Below are 26597 nucleotides of genomic sequence, written 5' to 3'. Positions count from 1 at the left end.
TGCGGCCGGCGCGATGCCCTGCAGCTCGTCCAGCAGGCGTTCGAATTCGTCTTCGGTGATCTCGTCGTCCGAAGTCGGCGACATCGCGGGGGCCGGCATCGCCGTGGGCGGTGGCGCGGCCGGCGTCGCAGGCGGCGCCTCGGCGGAAGGCGCCGTCGGAGCGGCCGGGGCCGGCGCGGTCTCGCCGGCGTTGACCGCCTCGAGCGCGGCCAGCAGATCGGGATCCGCGGGCTCCAGCGGCTGTCCGGCGCGCAATGCATCGAACATCGCGGTGACGGCATCGACCGCCACGAGCACCGTGTCCATCAGCGCGGCGTTGACCGCCAGCTTGTCGGAGCGCAGGCCGTTGAACACGTCCTCGGTGCGATGACAGACCTCCACCAGCGGGCCGAGCCCCATGAACCCGGCGCCGCCCTTGATGGTGTGGAAACTGCGGAACAAGGCGTTCAGCAGGTCCTTGTCATCGGGCGCCTGCTCCAGCGACATCAGCTGCTCGCCGAGCGCGTCCAGCAACTCCCCGGCTTCGACCAGGAAGTCCTGCAGCAGCTCGTCGTTGGAGTCGAGCATATCCATGCGTCCTCAGAATCCGAGCCCCGACAGCAGGGCGTCCACTTCGTCCTGGCCCTGCACGCGCTGCGCGCCCGGCCCGGCCACGGGCGCGGCGGGCGGTTTGCCGCCGGCGCGCTGCACGAGGCTCGCGAGGCGCCGCTCGAGCTCTCCGGAAACCTCGATCACCCGGCGGATGGCCTGGCCGCTGAGGTCCTGGAAGCTCTGCGCCATGAGAATGTCGGAGAAAATCTCGTGCATGCGTTGGCCTGCCGCCCGGACGGCGTCGCTGGCCGAATCGTCTTCGGCGACCCGGGTGGACACCGGCAAGCCCTCTTCCACGGCGCTGATCACCGTGTGCGCGGCCTGCTCGGTGAGCGTCAGCACCCAGCTGAGCTTCTCCCGCGCGTCCGGAATATCGTTGCTGGCCAGCTCCGAGATCCGCGGATCGACACGCAGCGCATTCAGCGCCTCGTGCAGTTCGCGCGTCATCCGGCCGAGATCCTCGGCCAGGCCCTCGGCATCGGCGAGCTCCCGTGCCAGCGCCCCGGCCTCCTGCTCCCGGCCCGCTTCCAGGTGCGCGACCAGCGCTTTCGCCGTCGCCAGCCGCTGCTCGCGGCTCGCCGCGGCGCTCACGACGCCGCCTCGGCCGGCGCGGCCTCGATGCGGGCGAAGATCCGGTCGAGCTTCTCGCGCAGGGTCTCGGCAGTGAACGGCTTGATGATGTACCCGTTGACCCCCGCCTGCGCCGCCTCGACGATCTGTTCGCGCTTGGCCTCGGCGGTGACCAGCAGCACCGGCATCGTTTTCAGTCGCTCATCGGCCCGCACGGCTTTCAACAGGTCGATGCCCGGCATGCCGGGCATGTTCCAGTCGGTGACCAGGAAGTCGAAATTCCCGGCCTGCAGCATCGGCCACGCCGTATTGCCGTCATCGGCTTCCTGGATGTTCTGGAAACCGAGCTCCCGGAGCAGGTTCCTGATGATTCGACGCATCGTCGAGAAGTCATCCACCACGAGGATGCGCATGTCCTTGTCCACTCAAACCTCCAGGGCGCCCACGGCTCGCTTTCGCTGCCGTCGCGCCGTATTTACATATCGTCGTCGTCCGTCCAGTTCGCGAGCCGGGCCCGGATTCTTGCCAGTGCCTGGCCATGCAACTGGCAGACCCGCGACTCCGTCACGCCGAGCACCGCGCCGATCTCCCGCAGGTTCAGTTCCTGCTCGTAATACAGCGACATCACCATCTGCTCCCGCTTCGGCAAACCGCCGATGGCGACCGCGAGTTCGCGGCGGAAAGCCTCCTGGTCGAACTCCTCTGCCGGGCCGGGGTCGTTCCCCGGCAACATGTCCTCGAAACTGCCGTCTTCCTCGGTGAGATCGTTGAGGCTGAAGAGGCGGCTGGACACCGAGTCCCGCGCCATCGCGTGGTACTCGTCCAGGCCCACCTCGAGGGCCGCGGCGATCTCCCTCGCCTGCGCCTCCCGCCCGGTGGAGCCTTCCACCGCACGAATGGCCGCCGAAACCCGCCGCGCGTTGCGATGTACCGAGCGCGGCGTCCAGTCGTTGCGTCGCACCTCGTCGAGCATCGCGCCGCGAATCCTGATCCCGGCGTAGGTCTCGAAACTGGCGCCCTGCGAGGCGTCGTAGTGCCGCGCAGCCTCCAGCAGGCCGATGGTCCCGGACTGCACCAGGTCATCCAGTAACACGTTCGACGGCAACCTCCCGAGCAGGTGGCACGCAATCCGCTTGACCAGGCCGAGATGCTGTTCGACCAGCTGGTCACTATCGTTCTCCCTGACTGCGGCGTAGACACTCATCCCACCGCCTCCAGTCCATCCCCCCGTGAATGGGCGCCGGCAAGTCGTTCCAGGAAGAACTCGATGCAGCCGCTCATTCCGCGGGGTTCAGGAAGCTTATCGGCACGGGCGGCCAGTTCCTTGAATGCCCGCGAGGCGGGGCTCGAGGGATAGGCCGTCACCACCGGGGACTGCATCTGCACGGCCCGGCGGAGCAGGGGATCCTCGGGAATCGTGCCCATGTGCTGGAGCGGGACGTCGAGAAAGCGGTCGCAGACGGTCTGCAGCTTGTTATGCAGCTTGCGGCCGTGCTGGACCGAGTCCACGCGGTTGGTGATCGTGTGGAAACGCCGCACCGCGTGGTCGCGGGCCAGCACCTTGACCAGCGCGTAGGCGTCCGTGAGCGAGGAAGGCTCGTCGCAGACCACCAGCATCACTTCCTGGGCCGCGACGCAGAACTGCAGCACCGAGGGGCTGATGCCCGCGGCCGTATCGACGATCAGGACGTCGACCTCCTCGGACAGGCTGCTGAAGGCCCCGATGATCCCGTTCAGCTCGGCCGAGGCCAGGTCGGCGAGGCGCGCCACACCCGAGGACGCCGGCACGATGCGCAGCCCGCCGGGCCCCGACACCATGATTTCCTCGAGTTCACGCTCGCCGCTGAGCAGATGCGAAAGGTTGTACCGCGCCTGCAGCCCGAGCAGCACGTCCACGTTGGCCAGGCCGAGGTCGGCATCCAGCAGCATGGTGCGCCGGCCCATGGCGGCGAAGGCGACGCCGAGATTCACGGACACGTTGGTCTTGCCGACTCCCCCCTTGCCGCTGGCGACCGCGATCACCCTGACCGGGCGGGGGCGGCGGAAGGAAGCCAGGCCGCTCGCCTGGCGCGCGACGTCATGCTGACTCATAGCGCACCTCCCGCGAAGGCTCGGCGGGCGGTGCCGTGCGACTCCGGGATCCGCCACCGGGTGGTGCGAAAGCCCGTCCGACCAGGTCCTTGGCGCGCGCCAGGCGCAGGTCCTCGGGGACCCGCTGGCCCTCGCTCAGGAAGGCGACCGGCAACTGGTGGCTGACGATGGTCGACAAGGCCGCGCCGAGGCGGGCCGCCTCATCGAGCTTGGTGAGGATGCACCCGGCCAGCTGCTCGCGGCCGAAGGCGTTGACGATCTCGTCCATGACCTCGCGCTGCACGTTCGCAGACAGCACGAGGTAGCTCTGGAGATCCGCGACCCGGGTGAGCTTGCGCGTCTCGTCGATCAGGCGCACGTCGCGCTGGCCCATGCCGGCGGTGTCGATGATCACGATGCGGCGGTTGTCGAACTCGGCCAGCTGGTCCGCCAGCTCGGCCGCGGAACGTGCCTGGCGTACCGGCAGGCCGAGCAGGAGGCCGAAGGAGGCGAGCTGGCGTTGGGCGCCGACGCGGATATCGTCGGTGCTGATCAGGGCGACGGCGTTGCTGCCGTAGCGCAGGCAGGCCCGGGCGGCGAGCTTGGCAGCGGAGGTGGTCTTGCCGACGCCCGTCGCACCGACCAGGGCGATGGCGCTGCATTGTTCGAGCGGGTCGCGGGCGGCCACCGGCAGGCGCTTCGCGAGGCCGAACAGCGCCTCCCGCCACGCCTCGCCGGGGGTTGCGAGGTCGGTGGTGGCGGCCGCGACGCCGCGCGCCACCGCCTCGTCGAAACCGAACTTGACGAAGCGGCGTACGATCTCGGCCCGGACGGGCTCGCGCCGGTCGTAGTCGGCGGTCGCGAGCCGGCTCACCTGGTCCTGGAGAATGGCGCGCAGTGATTTCAGCTCGTCCTGCATCGCGGAGAGCGTCGGGTCCTGGGTCCATTCGATGCGCGGGGCGGGCGTCCGCCGGGACGCGGCGGGCGTGACCTGGGCAGGCTCACGGCCACCATCGTCTGCGGCCGTCTCGTAGCGACGCGAGTTCGCGGCCCGGATGATCCGCTCCCGGGCGGCCGCATCGGACTCGGGGCGGCGTTCCGCGGCATCCGTCGTGGTGCCGGGATCGTCGGCCTTTGCCACCACGTCCTCGCTCACCGTCTCGGCTTGCGCGCCGGCATCCTCGCCCGGCGCCGTGCCGCCCGGCCCGCGCTGTTCGCGCTGTTCGCCGAACATGCCGTTGACGAGCTCCGCGTCATAGTCCACTGCGGCGACGATCTCCACGCCCCCAGCCGTGTTCCGGGTGGAGAGGATGACCGCGTCGGGCCCCTGCTCCTCGCGAACCAGGCAGATGGCCCGGCGCATATCCGGCGCGAAAAACCTTTTGATCTTCATGTTCTTCCTCAATCCCTGTGCCGCTTATGCGGTCGCCGCCTGTGCCTCGGCCGCGCCGAGGGTCGCTACTACTCTCACCGGCCGGTTGTCCGGTATCTCCGTGTAGGCCAGCACGTGCAGCCCCCGGACCATCGGTCTCAACCAGCGCGCCAGCCAGGGCCGCAATTCGGCCGAAGTGACCAGCACCGCGGGTTCACCTGCGATCTCCTGTCGTTGCGCCGCTTCGCTGGCGCCGCGCTGGAGTCTTTCCGCGAGCCTGGGCTCGATGCCGAGACCCGCCGAACCCGTTGCCTGCAAACTCCGTTGCAAAACTTGTTCCAACCCGGGATCCAGCGCGATCAGCGGTAAATCTTCATAAGAATCAGTGATTCCCTGCACGATGAAGCGGGACAGGGCGGCGCGCACGGCGGCCGTGAGCGCGACGGGATCCTGACTCCGGGCCCCGTGGTCCGCCAAAGTTTCGGCGATCGTGCGCATGTCGCGGATCGGGATCTGCTCGGACAGCAGGTTCTGCATCACGCGCAGGACGACGCCGAGACTGAGCGATTTCGGCACCAGGTTCTCGACCAGCTTCGGATGGTTCCGGGCGAGGCGGTCCAGCAGCTGCTGGACGTCGTCGTGGCCGAGCAGCTCGTGGGCGTGGTCGCGCAACATCTGGCTGAGGTGTGTCGCGACGACCGTGGCCGGATCGACGACCGTGTAGCCCAGCGTCTGGGCGTGGTCCCGCTGCTCGGCGTTGATCCACACCGCCGGCAGGCCGAAGGCCGGGTCCTTGGTCTCGACGCCCTCGAGCGTGCCGTAGACCTGTCCCGGGTTGATGGCGAGGTGCCGGTCCGCATGGATTTCGCCGCGCGCGGCGGGGACGCCGTTGAGCGTCACCCGGTAACCGTTCGGCCCGAGGTCCAGGTTGTCCCGCACGTGCACCGGCGGAATGAGGAAGCCGAGCTCCTCGGACAGCTTGCGCCGCACGCCCTTCATGCGCTCGAGGAGAATCCCCCCCTGGGCGCGATCCACCAGCGGGATGAGCCGGTAACCGACCTCCATGCCGACCGGGTCCACCTGGCTGACGTCGTCCCAGGCCAGTTCGCGCGGCGTATTGGACTCGGCTACCGGCTCCTCCGGCAGCACTTCCACCTCGGTCTGCATGGCGCGCTTGTTCAGGATCCAGGCGGCGAAGCCCAACGCGCCGCCCAGGCCCAGGAAGACCAGGTTCGGCATGCCGGGCACCAGGCCCAGGGCGCCGATGATCACCGCGGCGATGGCGATCGCGCGGGCGCTGCCGAACACCTGGCGGACGATGTCCGTGCCCATGTCCCCGGCGGCGGACACGCGGGTGACGATGATCGCCGTCGCGGTGGACAACAGCAGGGACGGGATCTGCGCGACGAGGCCGTCGCCGATGGTCAGCAGGATATAGGTGCGCGCCGCGTCCGCGAGCGGCATGTCGTGCGTCACGGTGCCGATCACCAGCCCGCCGATGATGTTGATGAAGAGAATCAGGATGCCGGCGATCGCGTCGCCGCGGACGAACTTGCTGGCGCCGTCCATGGAGCCGTAGAAGTCTGCTTCCGCAGAGGTCTCGAGGCGCCGTGCCCGCGCCTCGTCCTGCGTGATCAGGCCGGAGTTCAGGTCGGCGTCGATGGCCATCTGCTTGCCGGGCAAGGCGTCCAGGGTGAAGCGCGCGCTGACCTCGGAGACGCGGCCCGCGCCCTTGGTCACCACCACGAAGTTGATGATGACGAGGATGAAGAACACCACCAGGCCGACGGCGTAGTTGCCGCCCACCACGAACTCGCCGAAAGCCTCGATCACCTGGCCGGCGGCGTCGGTGCCGGTCTGGCCGTTCATCAGCACCACGCGCGTGGACGCGACGTTCAGCGCCAGGCGCAGCAGCGTGGCGAGCAGCAACACGGTCGGGAAGACCGAGAACTCCAGGGGGCGCGGCGAGTAGATGGTCATCAGGATGACCACGAGCGCGAGGGCGATGTTGAAAGTGAAGAAGATGTCGAGCGCCAGCGGCGGCAGCGGCAGGACGATCATCACCAGCAGCGCGATCAGCAGGATCGGCGTGCCCAGGCCGTTGCGGGCGAAGATCAGCATGCTCTTCAGCGTCGAGGTCATGGTCAGATTCTCCGGCCGGGCTGGCGGCGGGTCAGGTGATCGGGAACGTCGAGGTCTTCAGGCTGCGGCGGCGCCATGCCGGGTGCAGCCGCCTTGAGCTGGTAGACCCAGGCGAGCACGCGCGCCACGGCGAGGAACAGTTCCGCCGGGATCTCGTCGTCGATGCGCGTGGTGAAATACAGGGCGCGTGCCAGCGGCGGCGCCGCGACGCGCGGCACGTCGTGGGCTTCGGCCACTTCGCGAATCTTCAGCGCGATCTCGTCGGCGCCCTTGGCGACGACGCGCGGCGCGGACATGCCGGTCGAGTCGTACTTGAGCGCGACCGAGTAGTGGGTCGGGTTCGTGACCACGACGTCGGCGTCCGGCACCGCCATCATCATGCGCCGCTCGGTCATTTCCATCTGCAGGCGGCGGATGCGGCTCTTCACCTCCGGGCGCCCGTCGGTCTCTTTCAGCTCGTCGCGCACTTCCTGGCGGGTCATGCGCAGCTTCTTGCTGTGGCTCCACAGCTGGAAAGGCACGTCCACCGCGGCGATCAACAGCATGACCGCGGCCAGCACGACCAGCACCCAGGCCGCCATCGCCGCGAGCCCGGGCACCGCGGTCTCGACCTGGGTATCGATCGCCATCAGCAGGTCCGGCTTGAGGTGATTCAGGGCGAGCAGGCCGGCGCCCGTGACGACGACGAACTTGGCGAGGGTCTTGACGAATTCCATCAGGCCGTTCGCCGAGAAGATGCGCTTCAGGCCGGCGAGCGGGCTGAGCTTGTTCAGCTTCGGCTTGATGGCCTCGGTGCTGAACACCAGGCCGCCGAGCAGCGCGGGGCCGATCAACGTCGCCGCCAGCACGGCCATGAACAGCGGCAACACGAGCATCAACGCGAGCCAGGCGGAGTGCCCGAGCACCGTGGTGATCATCCGGGTGTCGAACGCGAGCTCGCGCGGCAGGGCCAGGCCCTTCTGCATGATTTCCGCGATCCCGGCGCCGATATTGCCGCCGAACAGCACGAGGGTGGCGGCGCCGGTGAGCAGCACGGCGGTGGTGTTGAGCTCCTTGGAGCGCGCGGCTTCGCCCTTTTTCTTCGAGTCCTGCCTGCGCTTGGGTGTCGCTTGTTCTGTGCGTTCCTGGCTGGTGTCCTGCTCGGCCATGCGTTCAGCCTCCCAGCAGCCAGCCGATCAGCGAGAAACCCTCGCTGAGCAGCTCCGTGAAGCGTCCGTCGATCGCCCCGATCGTGGAATACAGCATGATGAACCCCAGCATCAGGGTCATCGGGAAGCCGACCGCGAAGATGTTCAGCTGCGGGGCCGCGCGCGTGACGACGCCCATCGACAGGTTCGCCAGCAGCAGGGCGCCCACCGCGGGCAGGGCGATCATCACCGCGTGGCTGAACATGACCGAGCCCCAGCCGACGATCGCGGTGAAGTTCTCGACCGGCAGGCCGCCGCCGATGGGCATCGTCGTGAAGCTTTCGACGAGGAAACGCATCAGGGCGAGATGGCCGTTCATGGCGAGAAACAAGAGCGTGCCGATGATGACCAGGGCCTGGCCCACGACCGGCACCTGGATGCCCTTGTCCGGGTCCACGAGCGAGGCGAAGCCCAGGCCCATGCCCAGCGCGATGGTCTCGCCCGCCATCGCCAGCGCGGCGAACACCAGCTGCAGCACGAAGCCGGCCATCACGCCGACCAGGACCTCGCGGCCGACGGCGAGAACCATCTGGAAGCTGAGCAGCTCGAGCGGCGGCACCGGCGGCAGGAGGGGTTGCACCATCAGGGCCAGCACGAGCGCCAGCGAGATGCGCACCTGCATGGGAATCGTGCGCGCGCCGAACAGCGGCGCGGCGATCAGCATGGCGGCGATGCGGGTGAACGACAACAACAGGCCGGTGATCCACCCGTCGAGTTGCGCCTGGCTGAAATGCAGTGCGGCATCCATCGTCATCCGCCCAGGAGGCTTGGAATGGAGGTGATCAGGTCGCGGGTGTAGTCCACCAGCACGCCGAGCATCCAGTGGCCGCCAACCGCCAGCACCAGCACCAGGCCGAGCAGCTTGGGGATGAACGACAGGGTCATCTCCTGGATGGAGGTGGCCGCCTGCACCATGCCGATCACCAGGCCGAGCGCGAGGGCGATGGCGAGCATCGGCGCCGCAAGGAACACGGTGACGGCGAGTGCGCCGCGGCCGATCTCCATGACGAGTTCCGGGGACATGGGTCAGGCCACCAGGAAGCTGGCGGCGAGCGTGCTCATGACGAGCGACCAGCCGTCCACGAGGACGAACAACATGATCTTGAACGGCAGCGAGATGATCAGCGGCGAGAGCATCACCATGCCCATCGACATCAGCACGCTGGCGACCACGAGATCGATGATCAGGAACGGCACGAGCAGCAGGAACCCGATCTGGAAAGCCGTCTTCAGCTCGCTGGTGACGAAGGCCGGCACCAGCACGGAAAAGGGCACGTCGTCGGGCGTCTCGAACCCTTCCTTGCCGGCAAGGTCGGCGAAGACCTGCAGGTCCGTCTGGCGGACCTGGGAGATCATGAACTCGCGGATCGGCCCGCTGGCGGCCTGCAGCGCGGCCGGCGCGTCCAGCGACTCCTCGAGGTAAGGCTGCGCGGCATCCACGTAGATGCGCTCCAGCACGGGCGCCATCACGAACAGGCTCAGGAACAGCGCGAGTCCGATCAGCACCTGGTTGTTCGGCGTCTGCTGCGTGCCGAGACCCTGGCGCAGGATGGCCAGCACCACGATGATGCGGGTGAACGAGGTCATCATGATGAGCGCGGCCGGCAGCATGCTCAGCAGCGTCATCAGCAGCAGCACCTGCAGCGTGACGGAATATTGCTGCGTGCCGTCCTCTGCAGTGCTCACGGACAGCAGTTCGAGGCTGTTGTCGGCGAAAGCCGGTACCGTCCAGGCCAGCCCGGCGACCAGCAGCAGGATCACGGCGAAGAGTCGCTTCACGAGCGCGGCTCCCGCAACGCAGAGGCGCCGACCGCCTCGCGCAGGCGCTCGGCGAAGCCCCCGGCACCCCCGGGCGCACCCTGCGGAACGCTGACCGGCTCGTCCAGCACCAGCAGCGTCTGGATGCGTCCCGGCGCCGCGCCGACCAGCAGCTGCCGGCCGCCGACTTCCACCAGCATCAGCCGCTCGCGCGCGCCCACCGAGGCGACCGAGACGATCTTGATGGCGCCGGGCAGGTGGCGCTGGAAACCCTTGACGCGTTTCAGCGCGGCAGCGAGGCCGACGATCAGGGCGATCATCAGCAACAGGCCCGCGATCATCTTTCCGACCTCGCCGGCGCCGGTGAATTCCGGTGCGGCCTGCGGCTCAGCGCCGAACGCGGCGAGCGGCGCGAGCAGCAATGCGGGCAGCAGTGGCAGGAGACGCTTCATGCTCGTGCTCAGCGCAGCTTGCGCACGCGCTCGGCGGGGCTGATGACGTCGGTGAGCCGGATGCCGTACTTCTCGTTGATCACGACGACTTCGCCGTGCGCGATCAGCGTGCCGTTGACCAGCACGTCCATCGGCTCGCCGACCAGGCGCTCGAGCTCGACGACCGAACCCTGGTTCAGCTGCAGGAGATTACGGATCGGCAACTTGGCCCGACCGATCTCCATGGCCAGCGTGACCGGGATGTCGAGGACCACCTCGAGATTCACGTCCTCTCCCGCCAGGCCCGCCTCGTCGTGCAACGGCTGCGGCGCCACCGGCGTGCCGCCGTTACCGTTCCTGGCGGTCTTCGCGCCGGCGGCCGGCGCGGGCGGCTTGGCTTCGACGGCGGCCTGCTCGGCCATCGCCGCCCCCCAGTCGTCCATGCCCGTTTCGCTGTTCTGTTCGCTCATCGTCTTTGCTCCTGCTTGAGTTCCTGCTTGATGTCTTTGACGACGGGCTCACGCCGCGCCGGCTCAGTGACCTGGACGGCATGGCGGCCCTGGGACGCGCCGAAATGACCGTGAAATGCGGGGATGCCCTCGGCGTAAAGCGTCACGCGCTCCGGCATGTCCATGGGGATGACGTCACCGGGCTTGAGGCGCAACAGTTCGGCGACGCTCAGCTCCAGCTCGACCAGCTTGCAGGTGACCTCGACCGGCGCGAGCCGGATCTCTTCCCGGAGTGCTTTCAGCCAACGGCCGTCGCCCTCCGAGCGGTCGCTCTGCATCCCCGCGTCGAGAAGATCGCGGATCGGTTCGATCATCGAGTACGGCAGGGTGAGATGCATCTCGCCACCGCCGCCCTCGAGCTCCAGCTTGAAGCTGCAGATGACCACGACTTCGCTGGGGCTGACGATGTTGGCGAACTGCGGATTGACCTCGGAATTGATGTATTCGAACTCGAGCGGCAGCACCGGGCCCCAGGCCTCGATGAGATCGCGGAACGCCAGTTCCAGCACCATGCGCATCACGCGGGTCTCGGTGAGCGTGAACTCGCGGCCCTCGACCTTGGCGTGGAAGCGTCCGCCGCCGCCGAAGAAGTGATCCACCAGGGTGAACACGAGCCGCGCATCCATCACGAACAGCGCCGTACCACGCAGTGGCTTCACCCGGATCATGCTCAGGCTCGTCGGCACCGGCAGGGTGTGGATGTATTCGCCGAATTTCTCCAGGCGCACGCCGCCGACGGTGATCTCGGTGGAGCGGCGCAGCAGGTTGAACAGGCTGATGCGCAGGTGGCGCGCAAAACGCTCGTTGATCATCTCGAGCGTCGGCATGCGGCCGCGGACGATGCGGTCCTGGCTGGAGAGATCGACCGCCCGGGCCACGCCGTCGTGGGCGCGCAGGTCGTCTTCCGTGTCGACGTCACCGCTGTCCACGCCGTGCAACAGCGCGTCGATCTCGTCCTGGGAAAGGAGGTCCTGGGTACTCATGTCATTGCATCACGAAGCTGGTGAAGTAGACGTCCTCGGCGGCCGGCTCGCCGCTGAGCATGGTCAGCTCGGCGCGGATCGTCTCGAGCGCTTCGAGGCGTAGCGCCTCCTTGCCCTCGCGCGACAGCAGCGCCTCGTAGTCGCGCTCGCTGAACAGGGAAATCAACGCGTGTCGCACGGCCGGCATGTGACGCTGGATGGTCTCGGTCTCCTTGGAGCCGAGCGTCATCACCTCGATGGAAACCTGCAGGTAGCGCAGCTGGCCGCCGGCGGCGAAATTCACGACGAGGGGCGGATCCAGCGACAGGTAGGAAGCCTTGCTGCGGGCGCCGGGCTTCGGCTCGGCCGGGGTCGCGTCGGCGGTCTCGCCCGCCGTGTTGCCGGCCGAGAACTGCTGCCAGCCGAACCAGCCGCCGGCACCGAGGCCAGCCACCACCACGAGGATCAGGATCCAGCGACCGATCCCGCGCTTGCCCGGCGCTGCGGCCGGCGCCTCGCCCTCGACACCTTCTTCGAGCCCTTCTTCGAATTCTTCTTCGAAGCCTTGCGCTTCGAAATCCCCGGGGGCATCGACTTCCGGATTGATCATCTCTGTGGCACTCCTGGCAAACGCGACTATCTCGCGTAAGACGGAAGCAAAAGCCGTGCCACAAAGAAAATATTAATATTTACATGGGGTTATATTCGCGTGTCCGCGCCCTGTCAGCTTCTTGACGCGCCATGGAGGGCGTCGCGCCAACGGATCGTCCGGCAGGCCGGGAGACGCGCAGCGGTCGAGCGGTCCGGCAGGCGTCAGACGAACAGGTCGACCAGGCCCAGCCCGGCGCGGGCGACGGCCTGGGCGCCCGGCAGGGTCTCGTCGTCGGCCTCGCCGACGCCACGCCCCGCCTCCGCGTCGGCGCTCGCGTCACCGCGTTCGCCGGCCCCGGCCTGCTGCTGGCCGATATCCATGTTCTCGAGATGCAGGCCTTCGGCCTGGAACATCTCCCGCAACCTCGGCGCCGCGGCCTCGAGCGCCTCCCGGACGGCCGAGTTGCCCGCGGCGAAGGTCAGGCGCAAGCCGTCCTCGTCGACACGGACCTTGACGTCCACCCGGCCGAGCTCCGACGGGTTGAGGCGCAACTCGGCTTCCTGGGCCTTGTTGGACACCATCCACAGGACCCGCTGGCCGACGGCCTCGCCCCAGTCGGGCCGCCCGGGGGCGATATTGATCGGCAGGCTCGGCGGCGTCGTGGGGGGCGTGCCCGCCTGGGCCGCGAGATTCGCCAGCGGCGAGGCGCTCACCGCGGCCTGCAAGCTGCTGTTGCCGGCGAGGGTGCCGCTGCGGGGCGCCTCGACCAGCTCGAGCCCGGCCGCACCGGGCTTGCGCAGCATCGCCGCCTGGAGCTGTTCCCTGAACTGTCCCGGCATGCCGTTCAGCGTGCGGAGCATCTCCAGCATGCGCGTCAGCGATTCGGGCCCGTCCGTCCCGGCCGGAAGTCCGCCGGCCGGCAACTCGCCGTTCAGCAACGTGGCGGCAGCCAGCGGATCGGGAACCCCCGGCATCGGCCCCGAGCCGGGCGCGCGGAACGCGAATCCGGGGGGCGGATTCACGGCCCCGGGCGGCAACAGCTCGCCGGTGAGCGGCAGGACATTGCCGCTGCCGGCATCACCCGTTGCCGGGTCCGGCTGGCCGGCCAGGACGCCGAGCGGATCGTCCTGCTCGCCGCCAGGCGCGTCCTCCGTCGGCCCGTCACCGTCTTGCGTTCCGGCCGCCTGGTCCTGCGCCGTTGCCCCGGCTCCACCACTGGCAGCCTTCTCCTGCTCCGCCCCGCTGTCGGGTTGCGTCGCGCCGGGCTTGTCGCTCGTCTTGCCTGCTTCGTCCTGTGCCGCAACGGATGATTCCTTGCCGGCGGCGGAATCCTTGCCGGCATCGGCATCCTCGCGGGCCGCACTGTTGGAAGCCTCACCGCCGGCGGGCTTTTCGGCGGACCGGGCCCGGCTTTCGCTGTCGGCCAGGACACTGGCGAATTCATTGTCCTTGCCGCTGCGGCCGGATTCCGCGGAATCGCCGCGCGTGCCCGGCAACCGCGGGCCACCGGATTCGGCAAGTGCTGCAGGCATATTGGACATCATCGGGGTCGTCTCCCGGCGCGCTCACGGCGCGCGGCTGGTGAAATAACCGGGGCGAAAAAACACTTCATGCCGCCAGACCTTGCAGAAAACGTGCCAGCGGCGCGGCGCGGCCCCGCGGCCAGGCCGCCCGGCCCACGCCGGGACTTCGCGAGACCGGATCGGAAACCGCACATCACGGCCCGGACCGCCGGCCGCGCATGGCGCACTCGTCCTGTTCGCGCTGCTCCCCGCGCCTGGCTTCGCGACTCTCTTCGTCCTGGTAACGACCGACCACTTTTTCCAGGGCCTCGTGATCCATGCGCGAAGTCACCCAGCGGGCCCGGGCGGCCTCCAGGTCGCGGCGCGCATGCTCGACGGCGTTTTGCTGCTTCTCGATGGCCTCGGTGAGCTGGGCGAGGAACAGCCGGCCCTCGCGCAGCGCGCGGCAATCCCGGTTCGCCTGCGCCTCGAGGCCGTCGGCGTACTCGCGCCACCAGGCGCGCAGTTCCGCCAGGCGAAGCTCCTGGGTGGCGACGACTTCCTGGAATCGGCCGAACTCCTGGGCCGCGGCCTGCTCGCGATGGTCCGCGACCCTGGCGATCGGCTCGAGGCGTCGGCTTCTCAGCATTTCGCTCATGGTCTCAGGCCTCCTTGGCCTTTGGTGCAACTACCCGGCCGAGCGAGTCGAGACTCGCCTGCAGGGGCACCTTGTCGTGCATGTCTTGTGACAGCCAGGCTTCGAGGTCCGGCTGGTAGGCAACGGCTTCGTCCACTGCCGGATCGGTGCCGCTCTTGTAGGCACCCACGCTCAACAGGTCGCGGTGCTGCGACCAGGTGGCGTACAGGCGCCGGAAACGCATCGCCGCGTCGCGATGCGGGACCTTGCATATATCGTTCATCGCACGGCTGATGGAGGCCTCGATATCCACGGCGGGATAGCGGCCACCCTCCGCCACGCGCCGCGAGAGCACGACGTGGCCGTCCAGCACGGCGCGCGCCGCGTCGGCGATCGGGTCGTTCGTGTCGTCGCCCTCCGCGAGCACGGTGTAGAAGGCCGTGATCGAGCCGCCGCCCGGCTCGCCGTTGCCGGCGCGCTCGACCAGCTGCGGCAGGCGCGCGAACACCGAAGGGGTGTAACCCTTGGTCGCGGGGGGTTCGCCGATGGCCAGCCCGATCTCGCGCTGCGCCTGGGCGAAGCGCGTCAGCGAATCCATCAGCAACAGCACGTTCAGGCCGCGATCGCGGAAGTACTCGGCGATCGTCGTGGCCAGCATGGCGCCGTGCAGTCGCATCAGCGGCGGATGGTCCGCCGGCGTGGCGACCACCACGGCGCGCTTCATGCCCTCGGGCCCGAGGGTCTTCTGCACGAAATCGTTCACCTCGCGGCCGCGCTCGCCGATCAGCCCGACCACGGTCACGTCGGCCGCGGTGTAGCGGGTCATCATGCCGAGCAGGACACTCTTGCCGACGCCGCTGCCGGCGAACAGGCCCATGCGCTGCCCCCGCGCGACGGTCAACAGGCCGTTGATCGAGCGCACGCCGACATCCAGCGGTTCGGCCAGCGGGGCCCGCGACAAGGGGTTGATGGCCTGGCCGCGCAGCGGCATCCAGGCGTCGCACTCGATGGGCCCGCGACCGTCGAGCGGCCTCCCCGCGCCGTCCACCACCCGGCCGAGCAGCCCCTCGCCCACCGGCGTGTTGCGCGAGCCCGACATCGGCCGCACGCGTGCGCCCGGCGTGAGCCCGTGGATATCGCCCACCGGCATGAGAAAGATCCGTTCCCCGGCGAAGCCGACCACTTCGGCCTCGGTCTGGGCGCCGCCGGCGCCGATGATCACGCAGCGTCCGCCGACCGGCGCCTGGCAGCCCACCGCCTCGAGGGTCAGTCCCACCATCCGCACGAGCCGCCCTTCGGCGATCATCGGGTCGGTCAGTGCCACGCGCCGCCGCCGCCGCGAAAGGCTGTCGCGCAGCTGGGTGCTGCGCTGCTCGGGCAACAAGCGGGAGACGGACTGGCTCATCGCCCGTCCTCCTCGTCCGTCTGGCGATCGCCGCCAAGCATGCGGTCGAATACGCGGTTGATGCGCGTCTCGAGCGTGGCGTCGATGATCGATATGTCGGTGGAGATCCGCGCGCCGCCGCGGGATAGCGCCGGGTCGTCGAGAATGCGGCAGGCGGGGCCGTTCTCGTTCGCGCTGAAGACTTCCCTGACGAGGGCCGCATCCTCGGGATGCAGCTGCACGGTCACCTGGCGCTCGCCGACGGGCAGGGACGCGAGGCCTTCCCGCACCACGCCGATGATCTCGCCGGGATCCGACCGCAGTTCCCGCCGCACCAGGCGGCGCGCCACGGCCATGACCAGTTCGAGCACTTCCTCCTCGAGCTGTGCGTCGATGTGCGCGAGCGGCTGGGCGAGGCTGGCGAGCACGGTATCGAGCATCTTCGCGCGCCGGGCGATCTCGGCGCGGCCCGCCGCGAGTCCCTCCGCGTGCCCTGCCGCCCGGCCGCTTGCGCGGGCCTCCTCCTCGATCGTCTGCAGGCGCCCGGCCGTGAGCGGCTGGCCGAACGTCGCCCCACCGCCGGAGCCGACCGCGGGGACGGACCAGGGGCGGGCCTCGGCGCCGGAAATGATGCCACCCGCCTTGGCCAGGGTGGTCTCGCGCGGATCGTCAGACATATTCGTCCCCGCCGCGGCCGCCGAGTGCGATCTCGCCGTTCTCGGCCATGCGGCGCACGGTCGCCAGGATTTCCTTCTGCGCCGCCTCGACGTCGCTGAGTTTCACCGGGCCCTTCGACTCGAGATCCTCGCGCAGCATTTCCGCGGCGCGCTTGGACATGTTCTTGAAGATCTTCTCGCGCACCGTGACGTCGGCGCCCTTCAGCGCGATCACCAGGCGGTCGCCCGGCACCTCGCGCAACAGGGTCTGCACGGCCTTGTCCTCCATTTCGACGAAGTTGTCGAAGGTGAACATCAGCTCCTGGATGCTGCTGCCGAGATCGCCATCGGACTTGCGGATCTGGTCGATGATGCGCATCTCGCTGTTCGAATCGAGGAAGTTCATGATGTTGGCGGCGTTCTTGAGCCCGCCCATCGCCGAGGAGTTCTGCGAACTGTTCAGCGTGAACTGCTTCTCGAGAATCTGGTCGAGCTCCTCCAGCGCCGTGGGTTGCACCGTGTCGAGCGTCGCGATGCGCATCACGATCTCGGACTGGGCCCGCTCCGGCAGCAGCGCCAGCACCTCGGCGGCCTGGTCGGGATCGAGGAACGAGAGCACGATCGCGATGATCTGCGGGTGCTCGAGGCGGATCATGTCGGCCACGGCCCGCGGATCCATCCACTTGAGCGCCTCGAGGCCCTTCGAGCTGCGCCCCGTCAGGATCCGGTCGATGACGCCCCCGGCCTTGTCCTCGCCGAGCGCCGAGATCAGCACCTTGCGCACGTATTCGTCGCTGCCCACGCCGAGCGCGGTCTGTTCCTGGACCGTCTGCACGAAATCCTGCAGCACCTTGTTCATGTCCTGGCGCGAAATGCTCTGCAGCGTGGCCATGGCGGAACCGATGCGCTGCACCTCCTTGGGGCCCATGTGCTTCAGTACGCCGGCGGCGTTGTCCTCGCCGAGACTCATCAGCAACACGGCCGCGCGGTCCGTGCCCGTCAGCACGGCAGGCTGCTTGTTAGTTTCCATCGGAGGCCACCCACTGTTTCACGACCTGTGCCACGAGTTTCGGATCTTCCCGCACCATGTTCTGCGCCACCTTCAACTGGTCTTCGCCGCTTTCGCGCTTTTGCGCGACCACCGCGGCATTGCCGCCGGCGGTGCTGCCGGCGAGCGCCGGCACCTGGGCGCCGGCCGGCAAGGCCTGCGCGCGGCGCACGGGCTGTACCGACAGGTTCTTCAGCATCGGGCGCAGCACCAGGGGGACGATGATCAGCGCCAGCAGCGCCAGCAGGCCCTGCTTGACGACGTCCGCCACCCACGGCTCCCGCCACAGCGGCATGGCATCGACCGGCTCGAGCTCGGCCTGCGGCATGAAAGAGGTGCTGACGACGTTGACGCTGTCGCCGCGCGTCGCGTCGAAGCCCACGGCCTCGCGCACGAGCCCCTCGATGCGCGTCAGCTCGGCTTCGGTCAGGGGGATGCGCTCCGCGCCGGGATCGGCCGAGGCGGGACGATGATCGACCACCACCGCCACCGACAGCCGTTGCAGGCTGGTCGGCGCCTGCTTGGTGTGGCGGACGGTGCGGTCCACTTCGAAATTGCGCGTCGAGCGGCGGCTGGTGTTCTGCGGCGGGACCGGGTCGAGCACGCCGCCCGGTACTGCAGCCAGTGCACCCTCGCCGGCCGGCACGGCGACGCCCGCCGGAGGCGGCTGGTTGGACAGTGCGCCGGGAATGCCGCCGGTGGCGCTCGCCGGGCTGTTCAGGTCCTCGGAGACCTGTTCGCTGCGCAACACGGCATTGTCCGGATCGAATAATTCCTCGGTGCTCTCCACCAGCGTGAAGTCCACGGCGGCGGCGACCTGGGCGCGGAAGCCCTCCATGCCGAGCACCGGGGCGAGCAGCTCGGTGATGCGCCGCACGTAGCTTTCTTCGAGGCGCTGCACGTAGTCGAGATCGCGGCCGGAGACGCCGGCGCCGGCATGATCCTGCGGCGAGGTCAGCAGGCGGCCGCGCTGGTCTACCACGGTGACATGCTCGGCATCGAGATCGGGCACACTGGAGGCGACGAGGTGCACGATGCCGGCGACCTGCGACTCGTCCAGCTTGCGGCCCGGGTGCAGGTTGATCAGCACGGAGGCCGTCGGGGTCGCGCGGTCGCGCAGGAACACCGTCGGCTTGGGCAACCCCAGGTGCACCCGCGCACTCTCCACGCCGTTGAGCGTCATGATCGAGCGGCCCAGTTCGCCCTCCAGTGCATGGTGGTAGCGGGCGTTCTCGACCATGCGGCTGGTGCCGAAGCCCGAGTCCTGGCCGAGCGACTCGAAACCGGTGGCGGCGGCCCGGGGCAGGCCCTCGGTGGCCAGGCGGATGCGCGCCTCGTGCAGGCTGCTGGCGGGCACCATCAGACGGCCCGTGGTGCTGTCCACCGAGTACTTGAAGCCGTTGCGGCTCAGCGCATCCATGGCGTCGGCGGTGTCGCGTTCCGTCATCCCTGCCAGCAGGGGCACCATCGCCGGGCGGGTCGCGTAGGTGAAGGCCGCGCCGAGCAGGCCCACCACGAGGGCGAGGCTCAGCAGCAGGCCGATCTGGCGCTGCGCGGGCAAACGCATGAAGCCGTCAAGAGCGGCGCCGGGAGGCGCGCCTGCGGAGCGGGTGATTGCCTTGCTCATGCCTTGTCAGACTCCATCGTGTAAACAGTTGTACGGGTTGCAGATTTCAGGTTGATCATGCTGCTCAGACCGGCATGTTCATGATGTCCCGGTAGGCCTTGAGCAGGTGATTGCGCACCTGCAACGTGGCCTCGAAACCGATGCTGGACTTCTGGCCGGCCACCATCACCTGGGCGAGCGTCACGTTCGGGTCGCCCTGCTGGAATGCTGTCGCAAGACTGCTCGATTGCGCCTGCAACTGGTTCACGCTATCGACCGACTGCTTCAAAAGATGCGCAAAGCCCTGCGGGCCCTCCGGGGCTTCCGTGGGCGGCTTCACCGGGCTGCGCTCGGCGAGCGCGCGCATCTGGGTGATGACCTGCTGGATCTGCATATCGCTCATCGTCTTTCTCCTCCCCTAGGGGATCGCCAGGCCCAGCTCGCGCATCCGGGCGAGCTTGTAGCGCAAGGTCCGCGGGCTGATACCGAGGCGAGCGGCCGCATCCTTGCGACTGCCCGCCTCGACCCGCAAGGCGTTCAGGATCAGTTGTTCTTCATGGCCGCGGACTTCCGCGTCCAGGCCGGCGCCGTTCATGTGTCCGGCCGCGGTCGCCCGGCCGTCCTCCATGTGCAGCGCGGCCGCGTCGATCGTCTCGCCGGTGCACAAGACGAGCGCCCGCTGCACGACGTTTTCCAGCTCGCGCACGTTGCCCGGCCAGTCATGGGCCAGCAGGCGCCGCTCGGCGCAGGCGGCGAAACGGATCGTCCGCCCGCCCGCGTGGCGCGCCAGCAGGCGCTCGGCCAATGGCAGCAGGTCGCCGGGCCGCGCGCGCAGCGCCGGTACATGCAGGGGAAACACGTTCAGCCGGTAATACAGGTCTTCGCGCAGCAGGCCGGCGTCCACCGCGCTGCGCAGGTCGCGATTCGAGGTGGCGATGATGCGCACGTCGAAAGGAATGACGCGCCGTCCACCGATCCGCTCGACCTCGCGTTCCTGCAGGACCCGCAGCAGCTTGGCCTGCAGGCCGATCTCCATCTCGGTGATCTCGTCGAGCAGCAGGGTGCCGCCCTCGGCCTGCTCGAACTTGCCCGGGCGGGTCTCGGTAGCCCCGGTGAAGGCGCCCCGCTCGTAACCGAACAGCATGGCTTCCAGCATGTTCTCGGGGATCGCCGCGCAGTTCACGGCGACGAAGGGTTGCTTAGACCGGCTCGAGGCGCCATGCAGGTAACGCGCATAGACCTCCTTGCCGACCCCGGACTCGCCGGTGAGCATCACGGCGGCGTCTGAACCCGCGACGCGGGTCGCCAGCGCCAGCAACTCGCGGCTCACGGGATCGGCCGCCACGGGCGCCTGCCCGTCGTGGTCGTGTCCGTTCAGCTGCGACTTGGCTTCCATCCGTCAATCCACTCCGTAATTCACGGCCCCACGGCCGCCGAACGAAGAGGAAGCAAATTCCGTGCCTAAAGCAGCGGAACGTTAGGAAACAGGGAGTTAGCTTGAGACGGCGGCCGGTCGGCCGAGGGCCGTCAAGATTCCGTCGCGAACCCGAGACGGTCGATGCCGAACTTGCGCAGCTTCTCGACCAGCGTCGTGCGACGCATGCCCAGCGACTTGGCGGCGTCGGCCACGATGCCGCCGCTTTCCGCCAGCGCCTTGCGGATCAGCTGCTCTTCGATGTCGTTGAGGTAGTCCTTCAAGCCCCGGCCAGGCCCGAATTCCGGATCCTCCGGCCCGACCACCAGCTGCTCCTCGCCGTCGCTCGACCGGTCCAGCATCGAATCCATGTCCAGGGCCGGGTGGCAGCCGGTTTCATGTGTCGCCGACGCCTCGGCGGACCGGGCATGAATGCGGATATGACGCGGCAGGTCGCGGGGCCGCACCGTGGCGCCGGGATTCAGGATGGCGAGACGCTCGACGAGATTGGCGAGCTCGCGGACGTTGCCCGGCCAGTCGTGGCGCGCCATCGCGGCCAGCGCCTCCTGCGTGAAGCTGACCACGCTCTGGCCCTCGGCGGTGAGCCGCGCGACCAGCTCGGTCGCCAAAAGCGGCAGGTCCTCGCGCCGGTCGCGCAAGGCCGGCATCTCGATGGGGAACACGTTGATGCGGTAATACAGGTCGCCGCGGAAGGTCCCGTCGGCGACCATCTGGTCGAGATTGCGATGGGTGGCGCAGACGATGCGCACGTTGGCCGGCATGGAGCGCCCGCTGCCGAGCCGCTCGAAACGGCGTTCCTGCAGGACGCGCAGCAGCTTGACCTGCATCTGCAGCGACATGTCGCCGATCTCATCGAGAAACAGCGTGCCGTTCTCGGCCAGCTCGAAGCGCCCCTTGCGGGCAGTGATCGCCCCCGTGAAGGCGCCCTTCTCGTGGCCGAACAGCTCGCTCTCGAGCAGGTCCGCCGGGATCGCGCCGCAGTTCACGGCGACGAAGGGGCCGTCGCGGCGCAGCGAGTGATAGTGGATGTGGCGCGCGGCCACCTCTTTGCCCGTGCCGGTCTCGCCGAGGATCAGCACGGTCGAGTCCGTGGGCGCGACACGCCGGATCATGCGGCGGATATGCTGCACCGGCTCGCTCTTGCCGACCAGCGAACGAAACAGCTCGACGTCGCGCGTGTTGGCCTGGCGCTGCGCCAGCTTGCCGAGCAGGGGCACGAGCTGCGCATGCCGCAGGGGGCGTTCCACCCGGCCGAGCAGGCGTGAATGCAGGTTCTTGAGCCGCCCCGGCACGGCGTGTTCGCTGCCCACCAGGACCACCGGCGGGCCGTCTTGCGCGGCGTCGATGGCCTGGAGCGCCGGGCCGTGCGCCTGCCCGTTGCACAGCATCACGGCAGACCACTCGGTATCGGTGATGCGCGCCGCGACCTCGTCGCAAGGCACGACTTCGCTGCGCAGCCCGAGAAATTCGAGCGCCCCCGAGACCTCGGTCGCGATCTCCGGCTCCGCGACGATCATCGCCGGGGCCAGTCGATCGAACGGTGGAGTCTCCGTCGTTGCTGGGCGGGTCGAATCCATGGGGCCTGGGCCAACTCCGTTTGTATTGTTTTATTATGCGTCTGGGCGACGCCCGCGCCAATGCTGCGGGCGCGTTGATGTCGCGAGACATAATAACGGACCGCTCAACAGCTTAAGCGAATAGCGTCACATTTCCGACGCGGGCTTATACGGATAAGCCGGGCTGGTGATTATTTAGCCACCTGGGGACGCTGCTGCGCGATGCTGCGGCGATGGCGGCGGAACACAAGCCGCTCCAGGCGTTCCTTCACGGCGGGCCCGAGGTGCTGGAATTCGACGGCGACGTGGGCCTCTTCACCCGGCAATGGCTCGAGAACCGCACCGTAGAGCATCAGGGGTCGAGGCAGGCTGGCGCTGAGGTGCATGCTGAGCTCGACCATCGACCCGGCCTCGGCCGGGTACGCCACTTCAAAGGCCATGCCTCGCGAACACAGCCGCACCGCGACGGCGCGCGGCGCCATGGCATCGGGCAGCACCACCTCGGTCAGCAGCGTGAGGACCAGGTCGAACTTGGCCTCGAGGCGTTCCATCTGTGCGACCAGCGGCGAGGGTTCGTCCGCGCGCGGCGTGCCCTCTTCGATCAGGGCGAGGGCATTCAGCAGGGCGACGTTGCGCTCCTCGGCGCGCGCCAGCTGGGCTTCGTCGGGCAGCCGATCGAGCACCCGCCACTGGATCGGCACCCTGCCGTCCCAGCAAAGCCGGCCCTCGAGGACGCTGCCGTTCACGCACCGCGCTCCGCGTCATAGGCGCGTGTGGCGCGCCGTCCCTGGCGCACCTGGTTCAACTCGCCCGCCACCGTATCGCGGCAACGCTCGGCCAGCGTCATGACGCGCCGGTAGATCATCGCCACCGTCTCGATGGCCTCCGCCTTCTCGAGGTCCTGCGGCCCCGCCAGCAGCGCGGTCAACAGCTCGCGGCACAGCGTTTCCATTTCCAGCGCCTCGTCCCAGGCATCCGCGGCGGCCGCGGCATCGAGCGCGTAAGCGGCGTCGAGCAGGGCCTGGACCGCCGTGGCGGGCAAGGGATCTTCGCTACGCAGTTGCGGCATCGGCTTCATTGGACTGCCTCTTGGTCCGCCACAATCCGGTCCCAGGCCTGCTTGATCTCACCCAGCAACGTGGAGGCCTCGTCGAGAATCGCCGTGTCGTTGCGCAGGTTTGCTTCCGTGAGGCGGCGCCCGACGTATTCGTAAAGTGCCTCGAGATTGCCGGCGAGTTCACCGCCGCGCTCATGGTCCAGCGACGCGCGCAGGCCGTCCACCAGGCCGATGGCCTTCGTGATGCGCTCGCACTTCACGGCCACCTGGCCGTTCACCATGGCGCCACGCGCCACGCTGATGCGATCCAGCGCACCGTCCAGCATCAGCTGCACCAGCCGCTCGGGCGGCGCGCCCTCGATCTGCGAGCGGGCGCTGACCTGTTCGTACTCTTTCATTGCGCCGCGATAATGTTGCATGTTCATTGCCTCGGGGCCTCCGCGCCCCGTATGAGAACCGGACTACTTGTTCCGGTTGAAATTCTGGATGTTGCCGATGCTTTCCAGCTGCGTCGTCAGGAAATTGCCGGTTGACTGCAGCTGGGCGACCAACTGGTCGAGCGCGCCGAACTGGCGCGTCAGCCGCGCCTCGAAGCTTTCCATTCGCGCGTCCAGCGCCTCGCGCTGCGCGTCGATGCTCTTGAGCGAGGACTGCAGTCCCTCGGTGCGAGTGTCCAACAGGCCCTGGCTCTCGGAGTAACGACTCACGTCGGCGCCCAACCGCTCGCCGAAAGCATTCAGCGAGGCGAGTACACTGCCCGGATCCTCGCTCATCAATGCATCGAAGGTCTCAGTATCCAGCGACAGCTTGCCGGTAATGTCCGAAGTCACGCCGAGTTCGACGAGATTGAACTCGCCGAAGTTGCTGGCGCCCAGCGAATTCGGCAGCATGCCGCGGATCGCGCGCAGGGTGGTGTCGCCGGTCAAGACCGCGCCCGTGCCGGTCTCGGCGTTAAATTTGGATAACGTGTCAGCCTGGCCGATTGACGCGTTGTAGGCGGTGATGAATGACTCGACGGCCTTGCGGGCACTTGCCCGGTCCTGGGCGACAGTCACCGCAACAGGCACATTCTCCTCGGTCTCGCCCTTCAGCGTGAGCGTCAGGCCCGGCAAGACATCCTCGACTACGTTCGTGCTGCTGCTGAGGAGCAGTCCGCTTACACTGAAACTCGAGTCTGCCGCCGCGGTCGTCTGGGTCATCGCCGCGGAAGCCAGGCGCGCATCGACGCCTGCGCCAGCCGTCAGGCTGATCGTGTTGGCGAGTCCGGTCTCCTCGGCGCTGAGCAACAGGCGATAATCGTCGCCGTCGCGCACCAGGGTGGCATTGACGCCGGCTTCAGCCGCGTTGATGGCGTCGCGCACGTCGCGCAGGCTGTCCTCGCCCTCGAGCAGCGTGATGGTGGCCGGATCACCGTCGCCTACGGAAAGAGTAATTTCGCCGGCGCCCAGCGAGGCGTCGGCGTCCACGAAGCCATCGCTGGCCAGCGACTGAGCGCGCGCCAGGCTGAAGACTTCGACTGAATAATTGCCGACATCGGCATCCGCCGTGGCGGTGGCGGTCAGGAGCTTGGTGTCGGAGACCGTGATGGTCCGCGCGTCGGCCAGCTCCTGGAGCTTGACGAGAGAATCGTTCAGCGTGGCCAGGCCGCTCTTGACCTGGCCGAAAGCGGAAATCTGCGCCTGGAACTTCGACGCATTGCGATTGAGGCGGTTCTCCGCAGGCGCCCGTTCGCTGGTCACCAGGCTCTGGACAAGTGACCCGAGGTCAAGTCCGGAACCGACACCAAGAGAAGCGATAGCCATGGAAAACGTCTCCTTTGAATCGCGCCCGGAATCTCCGGGTTGTGGGTGCGGCCGGCCGGGGTATTACCCGACCGGCCGCGTTCCCATCCCCGTCACCGGGGAACTACGATCGCCTTACTGCAGCAGCGCCAGGACGCTCTGCGGGGCGGCATTCGCCTGCGACAGCACCGAGATACCGGCCTGCTGCAGAATCTGAGCGCGAGTCAGCGCCGCAGTTTCCGCCGCGAAGTCGGCGTCCAGGATGCGTGACCGCGAGGACTCCAGGTTCTCCGTCACCGTCGACAGGTTGGCGATGGTGGACTCGAAGCGGTTCTGGATAGCACCGAAGGTGCTGCGCAGATTGCTGACCGAGCTCAACGCCGCGTCGACGCGCTGGATGGTCGTGTTGGAGTTCTCCACCGTCAACACGTTCGCGCTGTCGCTGGCGAGACTGCCGGCTGTCGCGAAGGATCCCGCCGTGAAGACGCTCTGTGCGTCGGCGGTGATCGTGATGGCTTCGCCGCTGGAGAAACTCATCACGTTGGCGTCGCTAAGCGTTGCAGTCGCGTTTCCGGCCAGCGCAGTGTTCACTGCGTCGACCAGTTCCTGTGCGGTGTCATAAGTACCCGCAGCCACGTCCACGGCATCGGCCGTGCCGAGCTGGATCGACAACTGTCCTGCAGTTAGCTCGAGCGGGGAGGCAGTCGCAGCTTCTTCACCATTCGTTTGGGCCGCGACGAAACCCGCAGCGAAGGCTCCCGCAGCAATATCAGAGTCGCCGGTAATAGCGATCGTGAAGTTCGTTCCATCGGCCTTCGTGAACTGCGCATCACCGTCCTCGAAACTGCCAGAGAAGGTGATTCCCGTAAGGCCTGAGGTATCGAGGCCGGCGTCGATATCGGCGGCCGTAAGCCCGTCAGTACCGTTGCCTGTTACCGTAAAGACCACCGTACCATCAACAGTCAGGTTAAATACTTCACTGTTAGCGAGTTCAGTGGTTGTGGCCCCATCAAAGCCGCTTTCGCCAGAAGTCGTCGGGGTCGCGTCGCTCGCCTCGGTGATCAGCGACGCCGTCAAATCGACAGAAGTCGCCGTCGCCACGGCGCCCACGGCGTCGCGACGCATGCTGGTATCCAGCGAGAGGTTGATGGTTTCGCCGACGTTGGCGCCGACCTGGAAAGCGGCGTCGCCGAAGGACCCGTCGAGGATCTTGCGGCCGTTGAACGAGGTCTGGGACGCAATGCGGTCGATCTCCGCGAGACGCTGCGACACTTCCTGGTTCAGCGCGACGCGGTCGTTGGCCGAGTTGCTGGCGTTCACGGACTGTACGGACAGTTCGCGAATACGCTGCAGGTTGTTGGTGATCTCGGCGAGGGCGCCTTCACCCGTCTGGGCGAGGGAGATGCCGTCATTCGCGTTGCGAATGGCCTGGTTGAGACCGCGGATCTGCGTCGTGAAACGCTCGGAAATCGCAAGACCCGCCGCGTCGTCCTTGGCGCTGTTGATGCGCAGACCCGAGGACAGGCGCTGCAGAGAAGTCTGCAGGGCACCGCTCGTGCTGTTCAGATTACGCTGCGCATTCAGCGACAGGATGTTGGTATTGATGACCTGTGCCACTTTAGTGCTCCTTAGAAAGAAAAAGTTGACTCTTCAGCTTCAGTCGGCCGCCGCCCTGGGCGGGGCTTCCAGGCGGCGTGACTGCGCCGCGTCAGTGTTCTTATCGGCGCTGCTGCGCAGTACTTGAGGGTTCT

Annotated in this window: 29 protein-coding genes; all 29 read right to left on the bottom strand. The window is 67.9% G+C overall.

All coding sequences use genetic code 11. The features are described 5' to 3' along the window. Nucleotides 1-573 (bottom strand): Hpt domain-containing protein (locus tag G6032_RS07735; protein ID WP_240902081.1); only part of this gene is annotated, 573 nt, incomplete at its 3' end. Nucleotides 574-579: 6 nt separating this feature from the next. Further along, on the bottom strand, nt 580-1182 hold the full coding sequence (locus G6032_RS07730; protein WP_165281573.1) for a protein phosphatase CheZ: 603 nt from the start codon (nt 1180-1182) through the stop codon (nt 580-582). After that, nucleotides 1179-1586: a chemotaxis response regulator CheY gene (cheY, locus tag G6032_RS07725; RefSeq protein WP_346763777.1), complete on the bottom strand. Its 408-nt coding sequence runs from the start codon at nt 1584-1586 to the stop codon at nt 1179-1181. The genes G6032_RS07730 and cheY overlap by 4 nt, the downstream gene beginning before the upstream one ends. Nucleotides 1587-1636: 50 nt before the next feature. Next, nucleotides 1637-2365 (bottom strand): RNA polymerase sigma factor FliA, encoded by a 729-nt coding sequence (locus G6032_RS07720; RefSeq protein WP_165281572.1) that lies wholly within the window; start codon nt 2363-2365, stop codon nt 1637-1639. Continuing rightward, on the bottom strand, nt 2362-3252 hold the full coding sequence (locus tag G6032_RS07715; RefSeq protein ID WP_165281571.1) for a MinD/ParA family protein: 891 nt from the start codon (nt 3250-3252) through the stop codon (nt 2362-2364). The genes G6032_RS07720 and G6032_RS07715 overlap by 4 nt, the downstream gene beginning before the upstream one ends. After that, nucleotides 3239-4624 carry a flagellar biosynthesis protein FlhF gene (gene flhF / locus G6032_RS07710; protein ID WP_165281570.1) on the bottom strand — a complete coding sequence of 462 codons (1386 nt, stop codon included), beginning with the start codon at nt 4622-4624 and terminating at the stop codon, nt 3239-3241. Before flhF ends, G6032_RS07715 begins: the two co-directional genes overlap by 14 nt. Before the next feature lie 24 nt (nt 4625-4648). Continuing rightward, nucleotides 4649-6745, bottom strand: a complete 2097-nt coding sequence (gene flhA / locus G6032_RS07705) for a flagellar biosynthesis protein FlhA (protein WP_165281569.1) — start codon at nt 6743-6745, stop codon at nt 4649-4651. Nucleotides 6746-6747: 2 nt separating this feature from the next. After that, nucleotides 6748-7893 (bottom strand): flagellar biosynthesis protein FlhB, encoded by a 1146-nt coding sequence (gene flhB / locus G6032_RS07700; protein WP_165281568.1) that lies wholly within the window; start codon nt 7891-7893, stop codon nt 6748-6750. Nucleotides 7894-7897: 4 nt separating this feature from the next. Continuing rightward, nucleotides 7898-8680, bottom strand: a complete 783-nt coding sequence (fliR, locus tag G6032_RS07695; RefSeq protein ID WP_165281567.1) for a flagellar biosynthetic protein FliR — start codon at nt 8678-8680, stop codon at nt 7898-7900. 2 nt (nt 8681-8682) lie between these two features. Next, nucleotides 8683-8955: a flagellar biosynthesis protein FliQ gene (fliQ, locus tag G6032_RS07690; protein ID WP_165281566.1), complete on the bottom strand. Its 273-nt coding sequence runs from the start codon at nt 8953-8955 to the stop codon at nt 8683-8685. A 3-nt stretch (nt 8956-8958) separates the two neighbouring features. Beyond that, nucleotides 8959-9693: a flagellar type III secretion system pore protein FliP gene (gene fliP / locus G6032_RS07685; RefSeq protein WP_346763778.1), complete on the bottom strand. Its 735-nt coding sequence runs from the start codon at nt 9691-9693 to the stop codon at nt 8959-8961. A gap of 14 nt (nt 9694-9707) precedes the next feature. Continuing rightward, a complete protein-coding gene (locus tag G6032_RS07680; protein ID WP_165281564.1) occupies nt 9708-10142 on the bottom strand; it encodes a flagellar biosynthetic protein FliO in 435 nt (144 codons plus the stop codon). Nucleotides 10143-10150: 8 nt separating this feature from the next. Next, the gene (fliN, locus tag G6032_RS07675) at nt 10151-10591 is read right to left on the bottom strand and encodes a flagellar motor switch protein FliN (RefSeq protein ID WP_165281563.1); all 441 of its coding nucleotides are present in this window, start codon (nt 10589-10591) and stop codon (nt 10151-10153) included. Further along, entirely contained in the window at nt 10588-11613 is a 1026-nt protein-coding gene (gene fliM, locus G6032_RS07670; RefSeq protein ID WP_165281562.1) for a flagellar motor switch protein FliM, read from the bottom strand. Before fliM ends, fliN begins: the two co-directional genes overlap by 4 nt. Nucleotide 11614: 1 nt before the next feature. Continuing rightward, entirely contained in the window at nt 11615-12202 is a 588-nt protein-coding gene (locus tag G6032_RS07665) for a flagellar basal body-associated FliL family protein (protein WP_165281561.1), read from the bottom strand. A 203-nt stretch (nt 12203-12405) separates the two neighbouring features. After that, nucleotides 12406-13728, bottom strand: coding sequence for a flagellar hook-length control protein FliK (locus G6032_RS07660; RefSeq protein ID WP_165281560.1), 1323 nt, complete (start codon nt 13726-13728; stop codon nt 12406-12408). A 172-nt stretch (nt 13729-13900) separates the two neighbouring features. Next, nucleotides 13901-14344, bottom strand: coding sequence for a flagellar export protein FliJ (fliJ, locus tag G6032_RS07655; RefSeq protein WP_165281559.1), 444 nt, complete (start codon nt 14342-14344; stop codon nt 13901-13903). A gap of 4 nt (nt 14345-14348) precedes the next feature. Continuing rightward, nucleotides 14349-15728, bottom strand: a complete 1380-nt coding sequence (fliI, locus tag G6032_RS07650) for a flagellar protein export ATPase FliI (protein WP_165281558.1) — start codon at nt 15726-15728, stop codon at nt 14349-14351. Beyond that, the gene (locus G6032_RS07645; RefSeq protein ID WP_165281557.1) at nt 15725-16384 is read right to left on the bottom strand and encodes a flagellar assembly protein FliH; all 660 of its coding nucleotides are present in this window, start codon (nt 16382-16384) and stop codon (nt 15725-15727) included. Before G6032_RS07645 ends, fliI begins: the two co-directional genes overlap by 4 nt. Continuing rightward, the gene (fliG, locus tag G6032_RS07640) at nt 16377-17393 is read right to left on the bottom strand and encodes a flagellar motor switch protein FliG (protein WP_165281556.1); all 1017 of its coding nucleotides are present in this window, start codon (nt 17391-17393) and stop codon (nt 16377-16379) included. Before fliG ends, G6032_RS07645 begins: the two co-directional genes overlap by 8 nt. Then, the gene (fliF, locus tag G6032_RS07635; protein ID WP_165281555.1) at nt 17383-19038 is read right to left on the bottom strand and encodes a flagellar basal-body MS-ring/collar protein FliF; all 1656 of its coding nucleotides are present in this window, start codon (nt 19036-19038) and stop codon (nt 17383-17385) included. Before fliF ends, fliG begins: the two co-directional genes overlap by 11 nt. Before the next feature lie 64 nt (nt 19039-19102). Further along, nucleotides 19103-19420: a flagellar hook-basal body complex protein FliE gene (fliE, locus tag G6032_RS07630; RefSeq protein WP_165281554.1), complete on the bottom strand. Its 318-nt coding sequence runs from the start codon at nt 19418-19420 to the stop codon at nt 19103-19105. A gap of 15 nt (nt 19421-19435) precedes the next feature. Then, nucleotides 19436-20413 (bottom strand): sigma-54 dependent transcriptional regulator, encoded by a 978-nt coding sequence (locus G6032_RS07625; RefSeq protein ID WP_165281553.1) that lies wholly within the window; start codon nt 20411-20413, stop codon nt 19436-19438. A gap of 131 nt (nt 20414-20544) precedes the next feature. Then, nucleotides 20545-22029 carry a sigma-54 dependent transcriptional regulator gene (locus G6032_RS07620; RefSeq protein WP_206211877.1) on the bottom strand — a complete coding sequence of 495 codons (1485 nt, stop codon included), beginning with the start codon at nt 22027-22029 and terminating at the stop codon, nt 20545-20547. Between the two features lie 170 nt (nt 22030-22199). Then, nucleotides 22200-22754, bottom strand: a complete 555-nt coding sequence (locus tag G6032_RS07615) for a PilZ domain-containing protein (RefSeq protein WP_165281552.1) — start codon at nt 22752-22754, stop codon at nt 22200-22202. After that, nucleotides 22751-23086, bottom strand: coding sequence for a flagellar protein FliT (fliT, locus tag G6032_RS07610; protein ID WP_165281551.1), 336 nt, complete (start codon nt 23084-23086; stop codon nt 22751-22753). The genes G6032_RS07615 and fliT overlap by 4 nt, the downstream gene beginning before the upstream one ends. Then, on the bottom strand, nt 23083-23490 hold the full coding sequence (gene fliS, locus G6032_RS07605) for a flagellar export chaperone FliS (RefSeq protein ID WP_240902080.1): 408 nt from the start codon (nt 23488-23490) through the stop codon (nt 23083-23085). Before fliS ends, fliT begins: the two co-directional genes overlap by 4 nt. Before the next feature lie 36 nt (nt 23491-23526). Then, a complete protein-coding gene (fliD, locus tag G6032_RS07600) occupies nt 23527-24867 on the bottom strand; it encodes a flagellar filament capping protein FliD (RefSeq protein ID WP_165281550.1) in 1341 nt (446 codons plus the stop codon). 114 nt (nt 24868-24981) lie between these two features. After that, nucleotides 24982-26463, bottom strand: a complete 1482-nt coding sequence (locus G6032_RS15930; protein ID WP_165281549.1) for a flagellin — start codon at nt 26461-26463, stop codon at nt 24982-24984. Nucleotides 26464-26597 lie beyond the last annotated feature (134 nt).

Origin of the sequence: Wenzhouxiangella sp. XN24 (assembly GCF_011064545.1) — a bacterium.
GTDB lineage: Bacteria > Pseudomonadota > Gammaproteobacteria > Steroidobacterales > XN24 > XN24.
The sequence above is the reverse complement of the archived record's forward strand: the minus strand, read 5'-3'. Positions and strand labels throughout refer to the sequence as shown.